This window comes from Streptomyces flaveolus (genome assembly GCF_000716535.1).
Lineage (GTDB): Bacteria > Actinomycetota > Actinomycetes > Streptomycetales > Streptomycetaceae > Streptomyces > Streptomyces flaveolus_A.
Map to the genome: position 1 here is coordinate 137,962 of NZ_JNWV01000025.1, position 14,169 is coordinate 152,130.

At 71.1% G+C, this 14,169-nt stretch carries 12 protein-coding genes and 1 pseudogene; 7 read left to right on the forward strand and 6 right to left on the reverse strand.

The features are described 5' to 3' along the window. The first annotated feature begins 110 nt into the window (after positions 1 to 110). Positions 111 to 1,628, forward strand: a complete 1,518-nt coding sequence (locus OO52_RS26915) for an MFS transporter (RefSeq protein ID WP_030646740.1) — start codon at positions 111 to 113, stop codon at positions 1,626 to 1,628. A gap of 162 nt (positions 1,629 to 1,790) precedes the next feature. Continuing rightward, complete coding sequence (locus OO52_RS26920) at positions 1,791 to 2,006, forward strand: hypothetical protein (RefSeq protein ID WP_030646742.1); 216 nt, start codon at positions 1,791 to 1,793, stop codon at positions 2,004 to 2,006. Between the two features lie 200 nt (positions 2,007 to 2,206). On the opposite strand, the gene OO52_RS26925 is transcribed toward OO52_RS26920, so the two are convergent. Next, positions 2,207 to 3,502: a DUF1479 domain-containing protein gene (locus tag OO52_RS26925; RefSeq protein ID WP_030646744.1), complete on the reverse strand. Its 1,296-nt coding sequence runs from the start codon at positions 3,500 to 3,502 to the stop codon at positions 2,207 to 2,209. Between the two features lie 90 nt (positions 3,503 to 3,592). On the opposite strand from OO52_RS26925, the gene OO52_RS26930 reads away from it, so the two are divergent. Beyond that, complete coding sequence (locus OO52_RS26930; protein ID WP_030646747.1) at positions 3,593 to 4,732, forward strand: ROK family transcriptional regulator; 1,140 nt, start codon at positions 3,593 to 3,595, stop codon at positions 4,730 to 4,732. On the opposite strand, the gene OO52_RS26935 is transcribed toward OO52_RS26930, so the two are convergent. The 4 genes and pseudogenes from OO52_RS26935 to htpG all read right to left on the reverse strand — a co-directional run bounded on the left by OO52_RS26935 (position 4,698) and on the right by htpG (position 9,367). Then, positions 4,698 to 5,270 carry a hypothetical protein gene (locus OO52_RS26935; protein WP_030646749.1) on the reverse strand — a complete coding sequence of 191 codons (573 nt, stop codon included), beginning with the start codon at positions 5,268 to 5,270 and terminating at the stop codon, positions 4,698 to 4,700. The genes OO52_RS26930 and OO52_RS26935 overlap by 35 nt on opposite strands. Positions 5,271 to 5,491: 221 nt before the next feature. Next, the gene (locus OO52_RS26940) at positions 5,492 to 6,727 is read right to left on the reverse strand and encodes a trypsin-like serine protease (protein WP_030646751.1); all 1,236 of its coding nucleotides are present in this window, start codon (positions 6,725 to 6,727) and stop codon (positions 5,492 to 5,494) included. A gap of 132 nt (positions 6,728 to 6,859) precedes the next feature. Further along, a pseudogene (locus OO52_RS26945) lies at positions 6,860 to 7,315 on the reverse strand (class I SAM-dependent methyltransferase); the annotation flags it as partial. A gap of 141 nt (positions 7,316 to 7,456) precedes the next feature. Beyond that, positions 7,457 to 9,367, reverse strand: a complete 1,911-nt coding sequence (htpG, locus tag OO52_RS26950; RefSeq protein ID WP_030646755.1) for a molecular chaperone HtpG — start codon at positions 9,365 to 9,367, stop codon at positions 7,457 to 7,459. Between the two features lie 310 nt (positions 9,368 to 9,677). Here htpG and OO52_RS26955 point away from each other — a divergent pair, with 310 nt between their 5' ends. The 3 genes from OO52_RS26955 (at position 9,678) to OO52_RS26965 (ending at position 12,310) form a co-directional block, all read left to right on the forward strand. Continuing rightward, the gene (locus OO52_RS26955) at positions 9,678 to 10,154 is read left to right on the forward strand and encodes an SRPBCC family protein (RefSeq protein ID WP_030646757.1); all 477 of its coding nucleotides are present in this window, start codon (positions 9,678 to 9,680) and stop codon (positions 10,152 to 10,154) included. A gap of 251 nt (positions 10,155 to 10,405) precedes the next feature. Beyond that, positions 10,406 to 11,308: a DUF6424 family protein gene (locus OO52_RS26960; RefSeq protein ID WP_030646760.1), complete on the forward strand. Its 903-nt coding sequence runs from the start codon at positions 10,406 to 10,408 to the stop codon at positions 11,306 to 11,308. Positions 11,309 to 11,392: 84 nt separating this feature from the next. After that, positions 11,393 to 12,310 (forward strand): hypothetical protein, encoded by a 918-nt coding sequence (locus OO52_RS26965; protein ID WP_037629425.1) that lies wholly within the window; start codon positions 11,393 to 11,395, stop codon positions 12,308 to 12,310. A gap of 39 nt (positions 12,311 to 12,349) precedes the next feature. Here the strand turns inward: OO52_RS26965 and OO52_RS26970 are convergent, their stop codons facing one another. Then, positions 12,350 to 13,567 (reverse strand): alginate lyase family protein, encoded by a 1,218-nt coding sequence (locus OO52_RS26970; protein WP_030646764.1) that lies wholly within the window; start codon positions 13,565 to 13,567, stop codon positions 12,350 to 12,352. 375 nt (positions 13,568 to 13,942) lie between these two features. On the opposite strand from OO52_RS26970, the gene OO52_RS26975 reads away from it, so the two are divergent. Beyond that, positions 13,943 to 14,169, forward strand: a 227-nt coding sequence (locus OO52_RS26975; protein WP_420711429.1) for a ricin-type beta-trefoil lectin domain protein, incomplete at its 3' end; no start/stop codon positions are given.

Genomic DNA, 14,169 nt, shown 5'->3' on the forward strand with positions numbered 1-14,169 from the left:
CGGCTTGACGCGGGCGATACGACGTGATGCTGCAAGCTGGGGTATGTGTGCCCGTGCCCGGTGCGGGAACCTGGTCCGACCGGGTGCGGCCCTGGTGAGAGGAGTCCCGGGTGACAGTGTCGACGTCGGCGGCAGGCGGTCGGGACCCGGGTGCTCAGGAGGCCGGACACGAGCCTGATCCGCGCCGGTGGCGCGCCCTGTGGGTGACCCTGGTGGCGGGCTTCATGAGCCTGCTCGACGTGACGATCGTGGCGGTCGCCCTGCCCACCATCCAGCGGGATCTGGGCGCCTCCCCGGCACAGGTGCAGTGGGTGGTCTCCGGATACGCCCTGACCTTCGCCCTCGCCCTCGTCACCGCCGGCCGTCTCGGCGACGCGCTGGACCGGCGCCGTATCTTCCTGCTGGCCCTCGGCGGCTTCGTGATCTTCAGCGCGGTCTGCGGCGCGGCCCCCGACATCATGCTGCTGGTGGTGGCCCGCCTCGCCCAGGGCCTGGCCGCCGGCTTCATGGCCCCGCAGAACTCCGCGCTGATCCAGCAGATGTTCCGCGGCGCCGAACGCGGCCGGGCCTTCGGCTTCTTCGGCGCCACCGTCGGCATCTCCTCCGCCGCCGGCCCCCTCACCGGCGGCGTGATCCTCGCCCTCGCCTCCGGGGCCCAGGGCTGGCGGTGGATCTTCTACGTCAACGTCCCCATCGGCATCCTCGCCGTCCTCCTCGGCCGCCGTCTGCTGCCCCGTACCCGGCGCTCCGGGCGGGGCGACGTGGACGTGCCCGGCGTCCTGCTCCTCGGCCTCGGTGTCCTCGCGCTCATGTATCCGCTGGTCCAGGCGGAGTCCGGCGGTCTCGACCACCTGTGGTGGCTGTTCCTCGTCGGTGCGGCGGTGCTCGTCGGCTTCGCCCAGTGGCAGCGTCGCCTGGTCGCCCGGCACGGCCAGCCGCTGCTCGACCCTCGCCTGTTCAGCACCGTGCGCGGCTATGCCGTCGGCGCGGGCATCGGCACGCTGTACTTCATCGGATTCAGCGGGGTCTGGCTGGTGTTCGCCCTCTTCTACCAGCACGGCCTCGGCTTCTCCCCGCTCCGGTCCGGCCTCGCCGTGACTCCGTTCGCCCTCGGCTCGGCGAGCGCGGCGGTGGTGTCCGGTCGGCTGGTGGACAGGTTCGGCCGCCTGCTCACCGTGTGCGGCCTGACGGGGGTGATCGCCGGTCTGGGCGGCACCGCCCTGCTGCTCCGCTTCGTGCCCCTGCACATCGCACCGTGGGTCGCCGCCCCGGTGCTGTTCCTCGGCGGCATCGGCGGTGGCTTCGTGGTCTCCCCCAACATCACGATGACCTTGCGGGACGTGCCCGTGCGGATGGCGGGCGCGGCGGGCGGCGCCCTGCAGACCGGGCAGCGGCTGGGCGCCACCCTGGGGACCGCCGCCCTGCCGGGCCTCTTCTACCTGGTGCTCGGCCGGAGCCATGACTACCGGGGCGCCCTCGTGACCGCGCTGTGCGCCGCCCTCCTCGGCATGGTGGCGTCCCTGGCGCTGGCGACGTTCGACTGGCAGCGCGACCGGCGGCTGAGCCTCCCGCACCGCAAGTGCCCGGACGAGGTCGCCCACGACCCGTTGCACGCCCGGTGCCCCTGACCGATCCGCGTCCGCGCACGGCCGACCGCCGGTCGGCGCCCTGCGGCGCGACCCGCACCCACAGAGCCATCAGGGTGGTGCCGGGCCGTGTCGGGCAGCCGACTCGGCCGGGGTTGGCCATGCTGGGCCGGAGCGGCACCTAGTGGCGACAAGGAGCACCGCATGCCGACGGACCCGGTTGAACGATTCCTGGCGGCGCTGGACCCCCACCACCGGGAGGTCGTCGGCGCGCGGCCGCGCGAGGAGCAGGAACGCCTCGCGGCCGCCTGGGAGCGGGAACTCGAAGCGGACGACGAGCTGGACACGCTCGACGAACTGTCCCCGCCGGCGGCGGAAGCCGAGGCGGCCCGCCGCGTCCTGGAGCGCGACACCGACTAGAACCTGGAAGCGGACGACGAGCTGGACACGCTCGACGAACTGTCCCCGCCGGCGGCGGAAGCCGAGGCGGCCCGCCGCGTCCTGGAGCGCGACACCGACTAGAACCGCCGGCGAAACTCGGCGGAATCCCTCGCGGCGAGGACCACCCCGCCCCGCTGGCGGTTCCCATCTGGTCCCGGTACACGACACCGGCCCCTCGGTCAGTCCAGGCCCAGGCCCCGGCGGCCGGTGTCGTTGAGCTGGTCGAGGGTGAACCGGCCGGTCCAGGAACGTTCGTAGTGCTCTTCGGGGAAGTCGCTCGGGCTGGACCCGGTGAGGAACGCCTCGCGGACGGACGCCGCGTAGGTCTCGTTGCGGGGGCACCAGGGGGCGGCGGGGATGTACATGACGTTGCCCCAGCCCTTCTGGTTCTCCACCGGGGCGACGCTGTGGACCATGTCGCAGTGCCACCAGACGGAGTCGCCGGCCCGGACGTCGGGGATGGGAGTCAGGGCCCGGTAGAGCACCGGGTGCCAGCGCTTGGTGACGGGGAAGACCTGGTTGGTGCGCACGCCGCACATGGAGTCCTCGGGGACGTCCGGAAGCAGGGGGCGCAGCAGCAGGTAGGCCATGATCTCCGGGATCGGCACGGTGTGCAGCACGCCCTGGTCGGCGTCCATGTCGGACAGGGCGGTCCAGCCCTGGAAGGTGCGGAACGCGGAGCACATGGTGGAGCCGGGGTACTGCGGGCCGGTGGTGCGGTGGGCCGCGTCCCAGGGGTCGTACTGCTCGGCGGTGCCGTCGAAGAGGTGGCGGAAGGCCTGCTGGTACTCGCGCGTCATCCACAGGTCGAGGGTGCCCGGGTCGCAGTGGGTGCCGAGGCCCGCGGAGTCGGTGCCCGGCGGGCGGCGGCGGATACGGTCGGGGTAGAGCGCGTCGCGGTCCGGGTCGAACCACCGCGTGCCGTCGTCGGCGGTGTGCTTCCAGAACGAGTTGAGGAAGGACTGGACGGTGGCCATGCGCTCGGACTGGCGGGCCTGCATCTGGGCCTGGGACCAGTAGACGGGGTAGATCTCCGGCTTGGAGCCGACGCTGCCGAAGAAGTCGTCGCCGGGGCCGGTGTAGTTCTCGAAGAACTCGTTGCGCTCGACGTAGTCGACGATGCCGGCGTCCCAGGCCAGCGCCTGTTCACGCGGGAAGTGACCGCGTACGACGAGACAGCCGCGCTTCCTGAGCTTGGCCGTCTCGGCCGGCGTCACCGTTCCGCCGGCGATCGCGGCGTAGTCGAGGACGGGCCACACCTCCTCGCCGCGCGCCCGGTCGGCCTCGATCTCGGCGATGCGGGCCTCGATGCGCTGCTCGACGGCGGCGAACACCTCCTGGACGCTGCGGCCCGAGGCTTCGATCCGGGCGCGCAGCGCGGGCTTGATCTCGCGGATGGCGGCCGCGAGGTCGGCCGGGGTCTCCTCCCAGTGCGGCAGGGCGGCGGGGTGGCGGGGGTCAGCGGCGAGCGTCATGGCCCGGCTCCTTTGGTGAGGACTCCTTACTAGAACCGACGGTAGGCATGCCCGCCATATTTAGGCAAGAGTCCTTACTAGAATGGCCGCATGACCCAGCCGAAGCCGTCACTGGAGATGCTGCGCGCGCTGACCGACGAGAACGTGCTGCGCGCGCTCATGGACCGCCCGCGCCTGACCAGGGCGGAAATCTCCGCTCACACCGGGATCTCGAAGCCGACGATCTCCGACAGCGTCCAGCGCCTCACCGGGGCCGGCCTGGTCATCGACACCGGCGAACGCACCACCGGACGCGGACGGGTCGGCTCCTACTACGCGCTCGCCCCGCAGCTCGGCGCCGCGCTGGTGGCGAGTATCACCCCGCACGGTGTGACGGCGGAAGCGGTCGACGCCCTCGGCCACGTGCACGGACAGGTCCGCACCGCCCTGGAAGCGGACGCGGGTCCGGAGGCGGCGGCCGACGCCCTCACCGGGGCCGCCGGACGGCTGGCCGAGCGGACCACCGGCCCGCTGCGCCTCGCGGTGATCAGCGCCGCCGACCCGGTGGACCGCGGGACGGGCCGGCTCGTGCACCTGCCCGACGCCCCGTTCCTCGTCGGCGACCTGGACCCGCCCGCCGTCCTCGCGGGCCGCGTGACCGGCCCCGTGCTGGTGGACAACGACGTCAACTGGGCCGCCCGCGCCGAACACCGGGCGGGCTGCGCCCGGGGCGTCGACGACTTCGTCTACCTCCACCTCGGCGAGGGCCTCGGCTGCGCCGTGGTGAACGACGGCACGGTCCGGCGCGGGCACAGGGGCCTGGTCGGAGAGATCGCGCACCTGTGCACCTGCGGCCCGGACGGCGAGGCCATGGCCTTCACCGAGGTGTTCGCCGCCCTAGGCCTGCGCCGGCCCTCCTCCACCGCCATCGACGTCCCGGCCCTCCGGCGACTGCTCGCCGGACACGACGAGCCGGCCCAGCGGATCCGTACAGCGCTCGCCCGGGCCGTCTGCGGGGTGCTGTCCGCGGCCGTCTCCCTCTCCGATCCGCGGATGATCGTCATCGGCGGCGCCTGGGGACCGGACCCCGCCATGATCACTGCCATCGAGAAGCACTTCCAGCGCACCCCGCGCCCCGTCCCCGTCACCGCGGCCACCCTGTCCTCGCCCGAACTGTCCGGAGCCCGCGTCCGGGCCGTGGAAGAACTCCGCTCGCTCATCGTCCGCTCGGCACGCCCCGCACCGGACTAGGCCGCCGGCTGGTGGGCCGCCGCTCGGCTTCGGCCGCCGCTCCCGCGGCAGCTCGGTGGTTCCTCCCCCGCCTGGTGAGTCCCCAGGGTTTGAGGACCGAGATCGCCGTCATGAAGACGTAGGCGCACAGCGACACGATCGGTCCGGGCAGGAGGTCGCCGGGGCCGGGCGCCGGTCCGCCCGCCGTCATGCCGGCGAGCGTGGAGTTCACGCCCGGGCGCAGCGCGAACGCCGTGGCGGCGGTCGTGGCGAGGGTCAGCCAGAACTTCGTGAAGACCCACCGGTGCCGGGCCAGTCCCCACGGCGTGCCCACGGACAGCAGTACACCGCTGAGGAGGGTCAGGAACGCGAGGGGGAGCAGCAGCCAGTCCGCGAAGAGCTTCATGGCGCGGACGCACGCCTCGGCGGTCACCGCCGATCCGGTCGTGGTGGCGGTGACCGCGAGGGCGAGCAGCCCGAGCGTGAGCCCGAGCCAGCTCGCGGAGGCGGCCACATGGACGACGAGGGAGGCCCGGCGCGCGGGTCGGCTCAACTTCATGTCCGACACGGTGCCGGAGAATCCCGTCCGTGCCGTCCGGCCAGGGGAGCAATGCGGTGTACTCGGCGCGGAGTACACCGCCCGCACCGGCTGGGCCGGCCGCGGTTCGGCGTCGATGTGCCGCGGATGCAAGGGTGTTCTGTACGGGGGGTCGACGGCGCGCCGCTGTCCAGGGACGGGTGCCCCCGGCTGTTCCGGGGGCACCACGGATCGGTACGGCGTCAGCCGGTGTAGGTGTGCAGGGTCAGGCCGTACCGGTTGAGGATCTCGTTCACGGGCTGGAACCAGGTCTCGCCGCCGCCGGCGCAGTTGCCCCAGCCGCCCGAGGTGACGCCCTGTGCCTGGTCCCCGGTGATGAAGGAGCCCCCGGAGTCACCGGGTTCGGCGCAGGCGCTCGTCTTCGTCAGCTGATGCACCGCGCCCTGGCTGTAGTTGACGGTCTCGTTCAGCGCCAGCACGGTCCCGCAGTGCCAGTGCGACGTCGATCCCGAACGGCAGACGGAGGAGCCGACGGGCGCCACGGCCGAGCCGCGCACGAGCTGGTCGGGCACCGTGCCCCAGCCCAGCACCACCGGAACCGTCCACCAGCCGCTGCCCACGCTCACCCAAGCGTAGTCGTTGTCCGGGAACGAGGAGCCCTGGAACGTGCCGATGTACGAGCCGTCCCAGCCGCTGACTCCGGCGCCGGGCGAGCCGCAGTGCCCTGCGGTCACGAAGCCGCCGTACACCGAAAACCCTATGGAGCAGCGGACGTTGCCCGTGTAATAGGGGTCCCCGCCGACGGTTCCCGCGGCGAAGGTGCGCGGGGCGGCGGAGACGGTCCGGACGGTGACGGGACCCGCCTCGCGGGCCCGGGACACGAAGCGCCGGACATCGTTGTCGGCACGGTCCTTCCGCACGACGTCGACGACGACCGTGTTGGCCTTCGGATCGACGTGCCAGCCGCTCACCCCGGACGGGGCGGAGAGCCGGTCGATGCGCGCCTTCACGGCGTCGAGCTGCCGGGCCGTGTGCGTGGCGGTACGGATCCTGGCCCCGGCATCCTCGATGGCGTGGCGTGTGCCCGGCGAGGCGTCCGAGGTGAGGGCCACCGTCAGGCGTCCCTTCGCCGCGTCGAACCAGGAGCCCGCGTAGGCGTCACCGGCTGCCCGGCGCACCTTCGGATCGAGGGTGGCGGCGGACCGCTCGGCCGCGATCCGCGCCTCGGCCTGCTTCCGCGTGAGGCCGAGGTCGCGCTGCATGGCGGTCAGGATCCCGTCGGATGCGGGCTTTCGGGACGTCGGGGTGGCTCCGGAAGACCCGGCCCCGAAGGGCGCGGTGTGTCCGCCGGGTTCGGTCGCGGGGCCGGGTGCGGTGTGGGCGCCGCTCGCCGCTGCGGGGACCGCCCCCGCCGCTCCAGAGCCGCCGAGGATCAGGAGGGCGGTCAGGACGACATGCGTAAGTCTTGTGCGTCTCATGGGACTTGCCCTTCGTCGTTCCAGGGGTGGGGTGGAACAGCCGAGTTCTGAGAGCGCTCTCATGCGTGGCGGGGCAGAGCTTAGCCCTCCCGGGCCGTCAGGTCCATGCCAATGCACGGGGCGAGTGGGGAGTTACGAGGCCGACCTGTTCCGGTCCGGAGTCGGTCCGCCTCGACGGACGCCTGGCCGCGTATCGCGCTCAGCAGGGCCAGGTGTGCTGCGGGTCGGGGGCTGCCAGGTCCCCGTGCGCACGGAGGTGAAGCCGGCCGCCTCGACCGTGGTGGCGAGGGTCGTGAGGTCGGTGGGGAGCCACCTCTCGTGGGTGGAGAGGAGGAGACGACCGCCGGGGCGCAGGACGCGGTGGAACCCGGCGAGGGCCGCGGGGATGCCGCGCCACAGCTGGAGATTGTTCACGGCGATCACGACGTCGACGGAAGTGTCCGGTCGGCCGGTGCCGGCGGCGAGGCGGACGCGGTCACGGGCGATCAGCGGCGCGCAGCGGCGCTGGGCCATGGCGCGCATGACGTCGGACGGGTCGATGCCGATGACGTGGGCCGAGCGCTCGGCGGCGGCCGCAAGACCGACACCGGGGCCGGGGCCGCCGCGACGGCTTCGTGGAGGATCCGCGCGTCACCACCCTGGTACTCGTACCGCGCGACGAGCACTGCGCCCGTGCCCGGACGTGGCCCCGGGCACGGGCGCAGGCCGCCGGTTCCCGGCGGAGCCGCGTTACAGCGCGCGTTCCAGGCGGTCGGCCATGAGCTTCACGAACCGGGCCGGTTCCTTCGGCTGGCCGCCCTCGGCGAGCACCGCCAGGCCGTGCAGCAGCTCGGCGGTCTCGGCCAGTGCCGAACGGTCCTCGCGCTCCTTGTACGCCTGGTTGAGACCCCTCACCAGCTGGTGGTCCGGGTTGAGTTCCAGGATCCGCTTGGCTCGGGGCACCTCCTGGCCCATGGCGCGGTACATGTTCTCCAGGGCCGGCGTCAGGTCGTGCGCGTCGGAGACGACACAGGCCGGGGACACGGTGAGCCGGGAGGACAGGCGCACCTCCTTGATGTCCTCGTCCAACTGCTCCTTCATCCAGTCGAGCAGACCGGCGTACTCCTCGGTCCGCTTCTCCCGCTCGTCGTCGGCGCTGTCCTCGTCCTTGGCGTCGAGATCGATCTGCCCCTTGGCGACGGACCGCAGCTTCTTGCCCTCGTACTCGCCGACGGCGTCGGCCCACACCTCGTCCACGGGGTCGGTGAGCAGCAGCACCTCGATGCCCCGTTCCCGGAACGCCTCCATGTGCGGGGAGTTCTCGACGCTCTGCCGGGACTCGCCGGTCAGGTAGTAGATGTCCTCCTGACCGTCCTTCATCCGCTCCACGTACCCCTTGAGCGTGGTCGGCTCGGTGTCGTGGTGGGTGCTCGCGAAGGACGACACGGCGAGGAGGGCGTCGCGGTTCTCCGAGTCGGTGACCAGTCCCTCCTTCAGGACCGTGCCGAACTCCCGCCAGAAGGTGGCGTACCGCTCCTGGTCCTTGGTCATCATCTCCTTGACCGTGGACAGGACCTTCTTCGTCAGCCGGCGCCGCATCATCTCGATGTGGCGGTCCTGCTGGAGGATCTCGCGGGAGACGTTGAGCGAGAGGTCGGCCGCGTCGACCACGCCCTTGACGAAGCGGAGGTACGGCGGCAGCAGCGCCTCGCAGTCGTCCATGATGAACACGCGCTTGACGTAGAGCTGCACGCCGCGCTTGAAGTCCCGCGTGAACAGGTCGTGCGGGGCGTGTTCGGGGAGGAACAGCAGGGCCTGGTACTCGAAGGTGCCCTCCGCCTGGAGCCGGATCGTCTCCAACGGGTCGCGCCAGTCGTGGGCGATGTGCTTGTACAGCTCGTGGTACTCGTCGTCGGACACCTCGTCGCGGGGCCGCGCCCACAGCGCCTTCATCGAGTTGAGCGTCTCCGGCTCGGGTGCCTCGTCGCCCTCGTCGGCCGTGGCGGAGCGCTCGGGCACCATCCGGATGGGCCAGGTGATGAAGTCCGAGTACCGCTTGATGATCTCCCTGATCTTCCAGGGCGAGGTGTAGTCGTGGAGCTGGTTCTCCGGGTCGGCCGGCTTGAGGTGGAGCGTGACCGAGGTGCCCTGCGGGGCGTCGTCCACCTTCTCCAGCGTGTACGTGCCCTCGCCGCGCGACGTCCAGCGGGTGCCCTGGCTCTCGCCGGCGCGCCGGGTCAGCAGGGTGACCTCGTCGGCCACCATGAATCCGGAGTAGAACCCGACGCCGAACTGGCCGATGAGTCCTTCCTCGCCGGCCGCGTCCTTGGCCTCGCGCAGCTCCCGCAGGAACTCGGCGGTGCCCGAGTTGGCGATCGTGCCGATGAGCTGCCCGACCTCTTCGTACGACATCCCGATGCCGTTGTCCCGGACGGTGAGCGTCCGGGCGTCCTTGTCGATGTCGATCTCGATGTGCGGGTCGGACACGTCGGCGTCGAGCGAGTCGTCCCAGAGCTTCTCCAGGCGGAGCTTGTCCAGCGCGTCGGAGGCGTTGGAGACGAGCTCCCGCAGGAAGACGTCCTTGTTCGAGTAGACCGAGTGGATCATCAGCTGCAGTAGCTGACGGGCCTCTACCTGAAACTCGAAGGTCTCGGTCGGCATGTTCGCGAATACCTCACAGGTCCTGTCGCCGAAACTGGTGGAGCCACTGTAAAACACCACGTCAGCGCGGCGGCCGAAAGAGCGGGCGGTGGCTGGATCCGCACCCTGCGCGTCCGCCTGTACGGGGGAGCCCACAGCGCCGACGCCCAGCGTGGTCAGTCTCTCACGCTGCGGAACGACACAGCCGTACCAGTGCCGTTGCCGCGGCCGGTGCTCATAACCACCGGCTCCCCGGGTACTCGCCGGTTCCAGGGCCCGGGCAACGGTCCGGGGCCGTCGTCAGTCGAGCAAGGACAACGGAGGTACAGAGATGAGCAGGGTCAGGGAAGCTGTGGAAGTCGACGTTCCGCTGCACACCGCCTACAACCAGTGGACGCAGTTCGAGGACTTCCCGAACTTCATGGAAGGCGTCGAGGAGGTCCGTCAGCTGGACGACCGGCACAATCACTGGACCACGAAGATCGGCGGGGTACGGCGCGAGTTCGACACCGAGATCGTCGACCAGCTGCCCGACGAGCGCATCACCTGGCGCAGCACCAGCGGCGACACCAGCCAGAAGGGCTCCGTCCGGTTCGAGCGCCTGGACGACATGCACACCAAGGTCGAGCTGGTGATGGACATCGAGCCCAGCGGAGCCGTGGAGAAGGCCGCGGATCTGATCGGCACGATCGACCGGCGCGTCAAGGGGGACATGAAGCGGTTCAAGCACTACATCGAGGAACGGGGCGGGGAGTCCGGTTCCTGGCGCGGCCGGGTCCGGCCCGGGGACAGCGGCTCCGCCCTCTGACCGGACGCGGCCGTGACGCATACGCCGCCGAGCACATGGGCTCGGCGGCCGTTTGCTGCCGCGCCGCGTACAGCGCGTTCCCGGCAGCGGTCGGCGGGGCCGTCGGAACCGGTCCGGTGACGGTACGCGGGGCCGCTGACGTGGGCGCCGCGCTCCGCTCGCACACTCCCGCCCCACAGCGCACGATAATCACAGGGGGCACTCGGACCACGGTCCGTGCTCCGGGCCGTGGGCGGCAGGAGGAGGTCGTCATGGCCCGCGCCGACACCGTCACCGCAGCCCGGATACCCGACACGATCCAGCCGGGCGGCGTCGAATCGGAGAACCATCCCTGGAGGATCCGGCTGGTCAAGCATCCGGAGCGCTTCGAGTCGTCGTTCTTCAAGGCCGCGAAACGCACGGCACACAAGATCCTGGACGAGATCGACGACGCCGATCTGCCCTACGGGCCCCGGCCCGTGGCACCCGAACACTGGGAGATGCACCACGGGGGCAGCCTGTGGGTGAAGACGACGGGCGGCTGGCGGATGTACCGGGCCCGCGCGGGCATCGAGTGGAGCATGCAGTTCTGTGCCGAGCCGTCCAAGGTCGACCGGCTGCGCCAGGACGCGGCCGTCCTCGTGGCGGCGTTCCCCGAAACGCTGCCCGCACTGGCGGAACTGGGCTACGAGGAGGCCGAGGAGCTGCTGCGCACGCCGGTCACGGACGCCGACGGTGTCGAGGCGTGGACCGACTCGCTGTTCAACGCCTGTGTGCCGATGAGCCGTGGGAACCACCAGGGGATCCTGCCGAAGGTGCCCGGTGAGCACCACTACCCGTGGCCCGTGAAGGGCGCGGACTTCTTCCGGTACGACGACTTCCAGTTGTGGGTGACCCTGCCCGACGGGACGCACGGCGCCGTGGCGCCGGTGGACCGCCGCGGTTCCGGTGACGGGCATGTGCGCCTGGTGCTCGCCCCCGAGGGCAGCCAGGCCGCGGACGCGCTGGCCGAGGCGCAGGACCGCGGGCTGATGGCGGTCCTGCCGCCGAACAGCTCGGCCGCGCTCCAGGCGTTCGCCGACCAGATCGAGTCGGGACAGCGCACCGCGTCCGGACCACTGGCCACACGCCGGGCCCACGCACACGGCAACGGCCGGGGCTCGCGGGCCCGTTGAGCGAGGTGACGCCCGTGCTCGGCATCCGCCGGCGGCATCCCGTGGACACTCCACGCCGCGGGAGGTACCGCTAGGCTGCCGGGCATGGTCACAACAACCGTGCGATCCGTCGTCGGCGCCGTCGCCCTCTCCGTCGTCTGCCTGACCGGGGCGACCGGCTGCTCCTCCGGTGCCGGGCACGACGCGTCCGACGGCGGTTCCCCGCTGGTGAAGGGGCTGCGCGCGGTGGCCGCCGACAGCGGCGGGAGCGGCCCGGTGACCTATCTCGACGCCGCCGCGGTGCGCGGGCTGGACAAGGACGCGGGGAAGCGGTTCACCGCCGTCGGCCGGCCGAGCAGCAGCCTGCTGAACGCGTACACCCCCGGTCCGTGGGCGGGACACCTCAAGGCGGACCAGATCGACACCGCGGTCGACACCAAGGCGGCGGGGCACTGGGAGGGTTCGTTCGACGCGGCCGCCATCACCGCCTCGCTGAAGGCGAACGGCTACACCCGCGGTGACCAGGACGGCAGGGAGACCTGGACCCGTCCCCACGGCAAGGGCGTGGCCCTCCAGGTCTCGAAGGACACGATCTCCTACGCCGTACCGGGCACCGCCCGCCTGTCGGCCGTGCACCCGGAGAAGGGCGCCTCGCTGGCCGACGTCGAGGAGTACCAGCGCGCGGCCGGGTGTCTGGGCGACGTCTACCGCGCCGACTTCAACCCGCTCACCGCCACGAAGCCGGTACGCCTGTCCGCGCTCGGCCAGCACGCGGACTCCACGGGGAAGAACACCGAGGTGCTGTGCGTCGTGGTGAAGGACGAGGCGACCGCCCGGCGCCTGGCGGCCGGGCTGCGCTCGGTGATCCGCGAAAAGTCCCCACGGTACGACGGCGCCGAGGTCACCGTGCGGCAGGGCGAGCGGCCGCTGGTACGGACGACCGTCCCGGACACCGCCGCCCAACGCCCCGGCCGCCTGATGCTCACCGACCTGGACCTGTGGCTGGCCGTCACAAGGCTGTGAAGCCGTACGGGCGGTGACGTCCAGCCGGGACCGGTCTGCCTAGTTCGGGTTGTCTCCGTGGGTGAGGGTCTCCCAGGCGACGAACAGGTTGTTGCTGCCGGCCGGGCGGTTCTGTTCGGTCAGTGCCTGGGTGTTGGTCATGGCGATGCCCAGACGGTTGTGCAGGGCGTTGTAGCCGACCTCGGTGACCGGGCCCAGCCCCCGGTTGACCGACCCGCCGCACAGCCAGCTCGGGACGGCCGCCCCCAGTTCGTACTTGGACTGGAAGCCGAGCGCCTGCCGCAGACGCTCACCGACGTCGGTGCCGTACAGGTCCTGCCCCTGGATGCGGCTGGTCTCGGCGACGTGGGAGATGGCCGAGATGCCGTATCCGGTGTGGGTGAAGTCCCGGCAGGTCTCCTGGGTGAGTCCGGTGACGAAGGTGGACTGGCCCTGCCAGTAGGAGACGATCTTGTCGCGGGTGTTCAGGTTCTGGCTCGGCACGGTCTTCGGCAGGTCACCGTCGGAGGCGAGGTACACGTACGCGGCGGTGCGGGTGCGGAACTTCGCCATGGCGGTGTCGTACGACGCCTTGTCCTCCAGGAAGACGGAGATGCCGACGGCCGCCTCCATCATCGACAGCTCCCAGTTGCCGTTGGAGTTGGAGCCGTTGATGATCTCGGGCAGGTACACGTTGCGGAGCATGGTCGCGAACCGGCCGGAGTTGGCCCAGGTGCCGGTGTACGTGTACTTGATGATCTCGGCGGCCTTCGGCCAGGAGGAACCCGCCCAGCCCGTCTGCAGCGGGGCGTTGGAGTTGGTGTGGTCCTGGAGCACCGCGGACCAGGCGTCCATCAGCTCGATCGCCTTCTTGGCGTAGCGCTCGTCCCGGGTGATGTACCAGGCGAGCGCGTCGGTGTACGCCGCGATCGCGTCCTCGCGTTCGTCCGTGCAGCCGTAGTTGGGGTTGGAGTACGAGCCGCACTCGACGACGGCGCGCGGCTGGGGCGTACGGCTGAGGCTCGCGTACTTGCTCGCCATCATCTGGTCGTACGCGCTCTTCCAGGGCTGCGCGCCGGCGAGCACCTTGTCGCGGGCGAAGTCGAGTTGGGCGCGGGAGACGGTGACGCCGGGGTGGGTGAAGGTGGCGGGGGCGGCCTCCGCCCTCTGACTGCCGGGCCAGGAGAGCAGTCCGGTGGTGAGCAGGGTGGCCGCCGCCGTGAGAGCGAGAGCGGAACGGGGGGACTTGCGACGGCGCCGAGCGGGTGTGTCCTGCATCTGATTCCGTCCTCATACGTGAACGCAATACGGATGATTGAACGTTCGAGTTGACGAGACCATAGGTACGGACCAGATACCCGTCAAGGGGTCGGGAACGACACGCCCAAGCCCTCGAAACCAACGAGTGAACACCGAGCAAGAGATCACTCCCGCCGATCCCGTGACCTGGATTCAGGACCCCTGATCGACCAACTCCCCGCGCCTGGTCGTGTGTTCACATCTTGACGGCACTGGTTCAGACCTCTTACCTTCCCGGTTGCCGGATGGGCCTCCACAAGCAGCGCTCCGCTCGGCGAGGCCCTCCCTTTCCTTCATCCATGCGAAAGGCAGTGATCTCCTCCCTTGTCCGCACAACCCTCCAGTCGTTCCGTCCTGTTCAGAACCGCGCTCGCCGCCGCGGTCGCCGTCTCGGCCGGTGTGCTCGCCGCCTCCCCCGCGCAGGCCGCCACCGGCACGATCACCGGCCTCGCCGGCAAGTGCCTCGACGTCGCCGGCGCCAGCTCCGCCGACGGCACACCCGTACAGCTCTACGACTGCAACGGCACCAACGCCCAGCAGTGGACGGTCGGCAGCGACGGCACCATCCGCGCCCTCGGCAA

What these genes read in the sequence shown, in the direction of transcription:
- htpG (WP_030646755.1), bottom strand. Translation starts at nt 9,367, where the DNA reads ATGCCGACCGAGACCTTCGAGTTTCAGGTAGAGGCCCGTCAGCTACTG.
- OO52_RS26940 (WP_030646751.1), bottom strand. Translation starts at nt 6,727, where the DNA reads ATGAGACGCACAAGACTTACGCATGTCGTCCTGACCGCCCTCCTGATC.
- OO52_RS26935 (WP_030646749.1), bottom strand. Translation starts at nt 5,270, where the DNA reads ATGAAGTTGAGCCGACCCGCGCGCCGGGCCTCCCTCGTCGTCCATGTG.
- OO52_RS26970 (WP_030646764.1), bottom strand. Translation starts at nt 13,567, where the DNA reads ATGCAGGACACACCCGCTCGGCGCCGTCGCAAGTCCCCCCGTTCCGCT.
- OO52_RS26930 (WP_030646747.1), top strand. Translation starts at nt 3,593, where the DNA reads ATGACCCAGCCGAAGCCGTCACTGGAGATGCTGCGCGCGCTGACCGAC.
- OO52_RS26965 (WP_037629425.1), top strand. Translation starts at nt 11,393, where the DNA reads ATGGTCACAACAACCGTGCGATCCGTCGTCGGCGCCGTCGCCCTCTCC.
- OO52_RS26960 (WP_030646760.1), top strand. Translation starts at nt 10,406, where the DNA reads ATGGCCCGCGCCGACACCGTCACCGCAGCCCGGATACCCGACACGATC.
- OO52_RS26925 (WP_030646744.1), bottom strand. Translation starts at nt 3,502, where the DNA reads ATGACGCTCGCCGCTGACCCCCGCCACCCCGCCGCCCTGCCGCACTGG.
- OO52_RS26955 (WP_030646757.1), top strand. Translation starts at nt 9,678, where the DNA reads ATGAGCAGGGTCAGGGAAGCTGTGGAAGTCGACGTTCCGCTGCACACC.
- OO52_RS26920 (WP_030646742.1), top strand. Translation starts at nt 1,791, where the DNA reads ATGCCGACGGACCCGGTTGAACGATTCCTGGCGGCGCTGGACCCCCAC.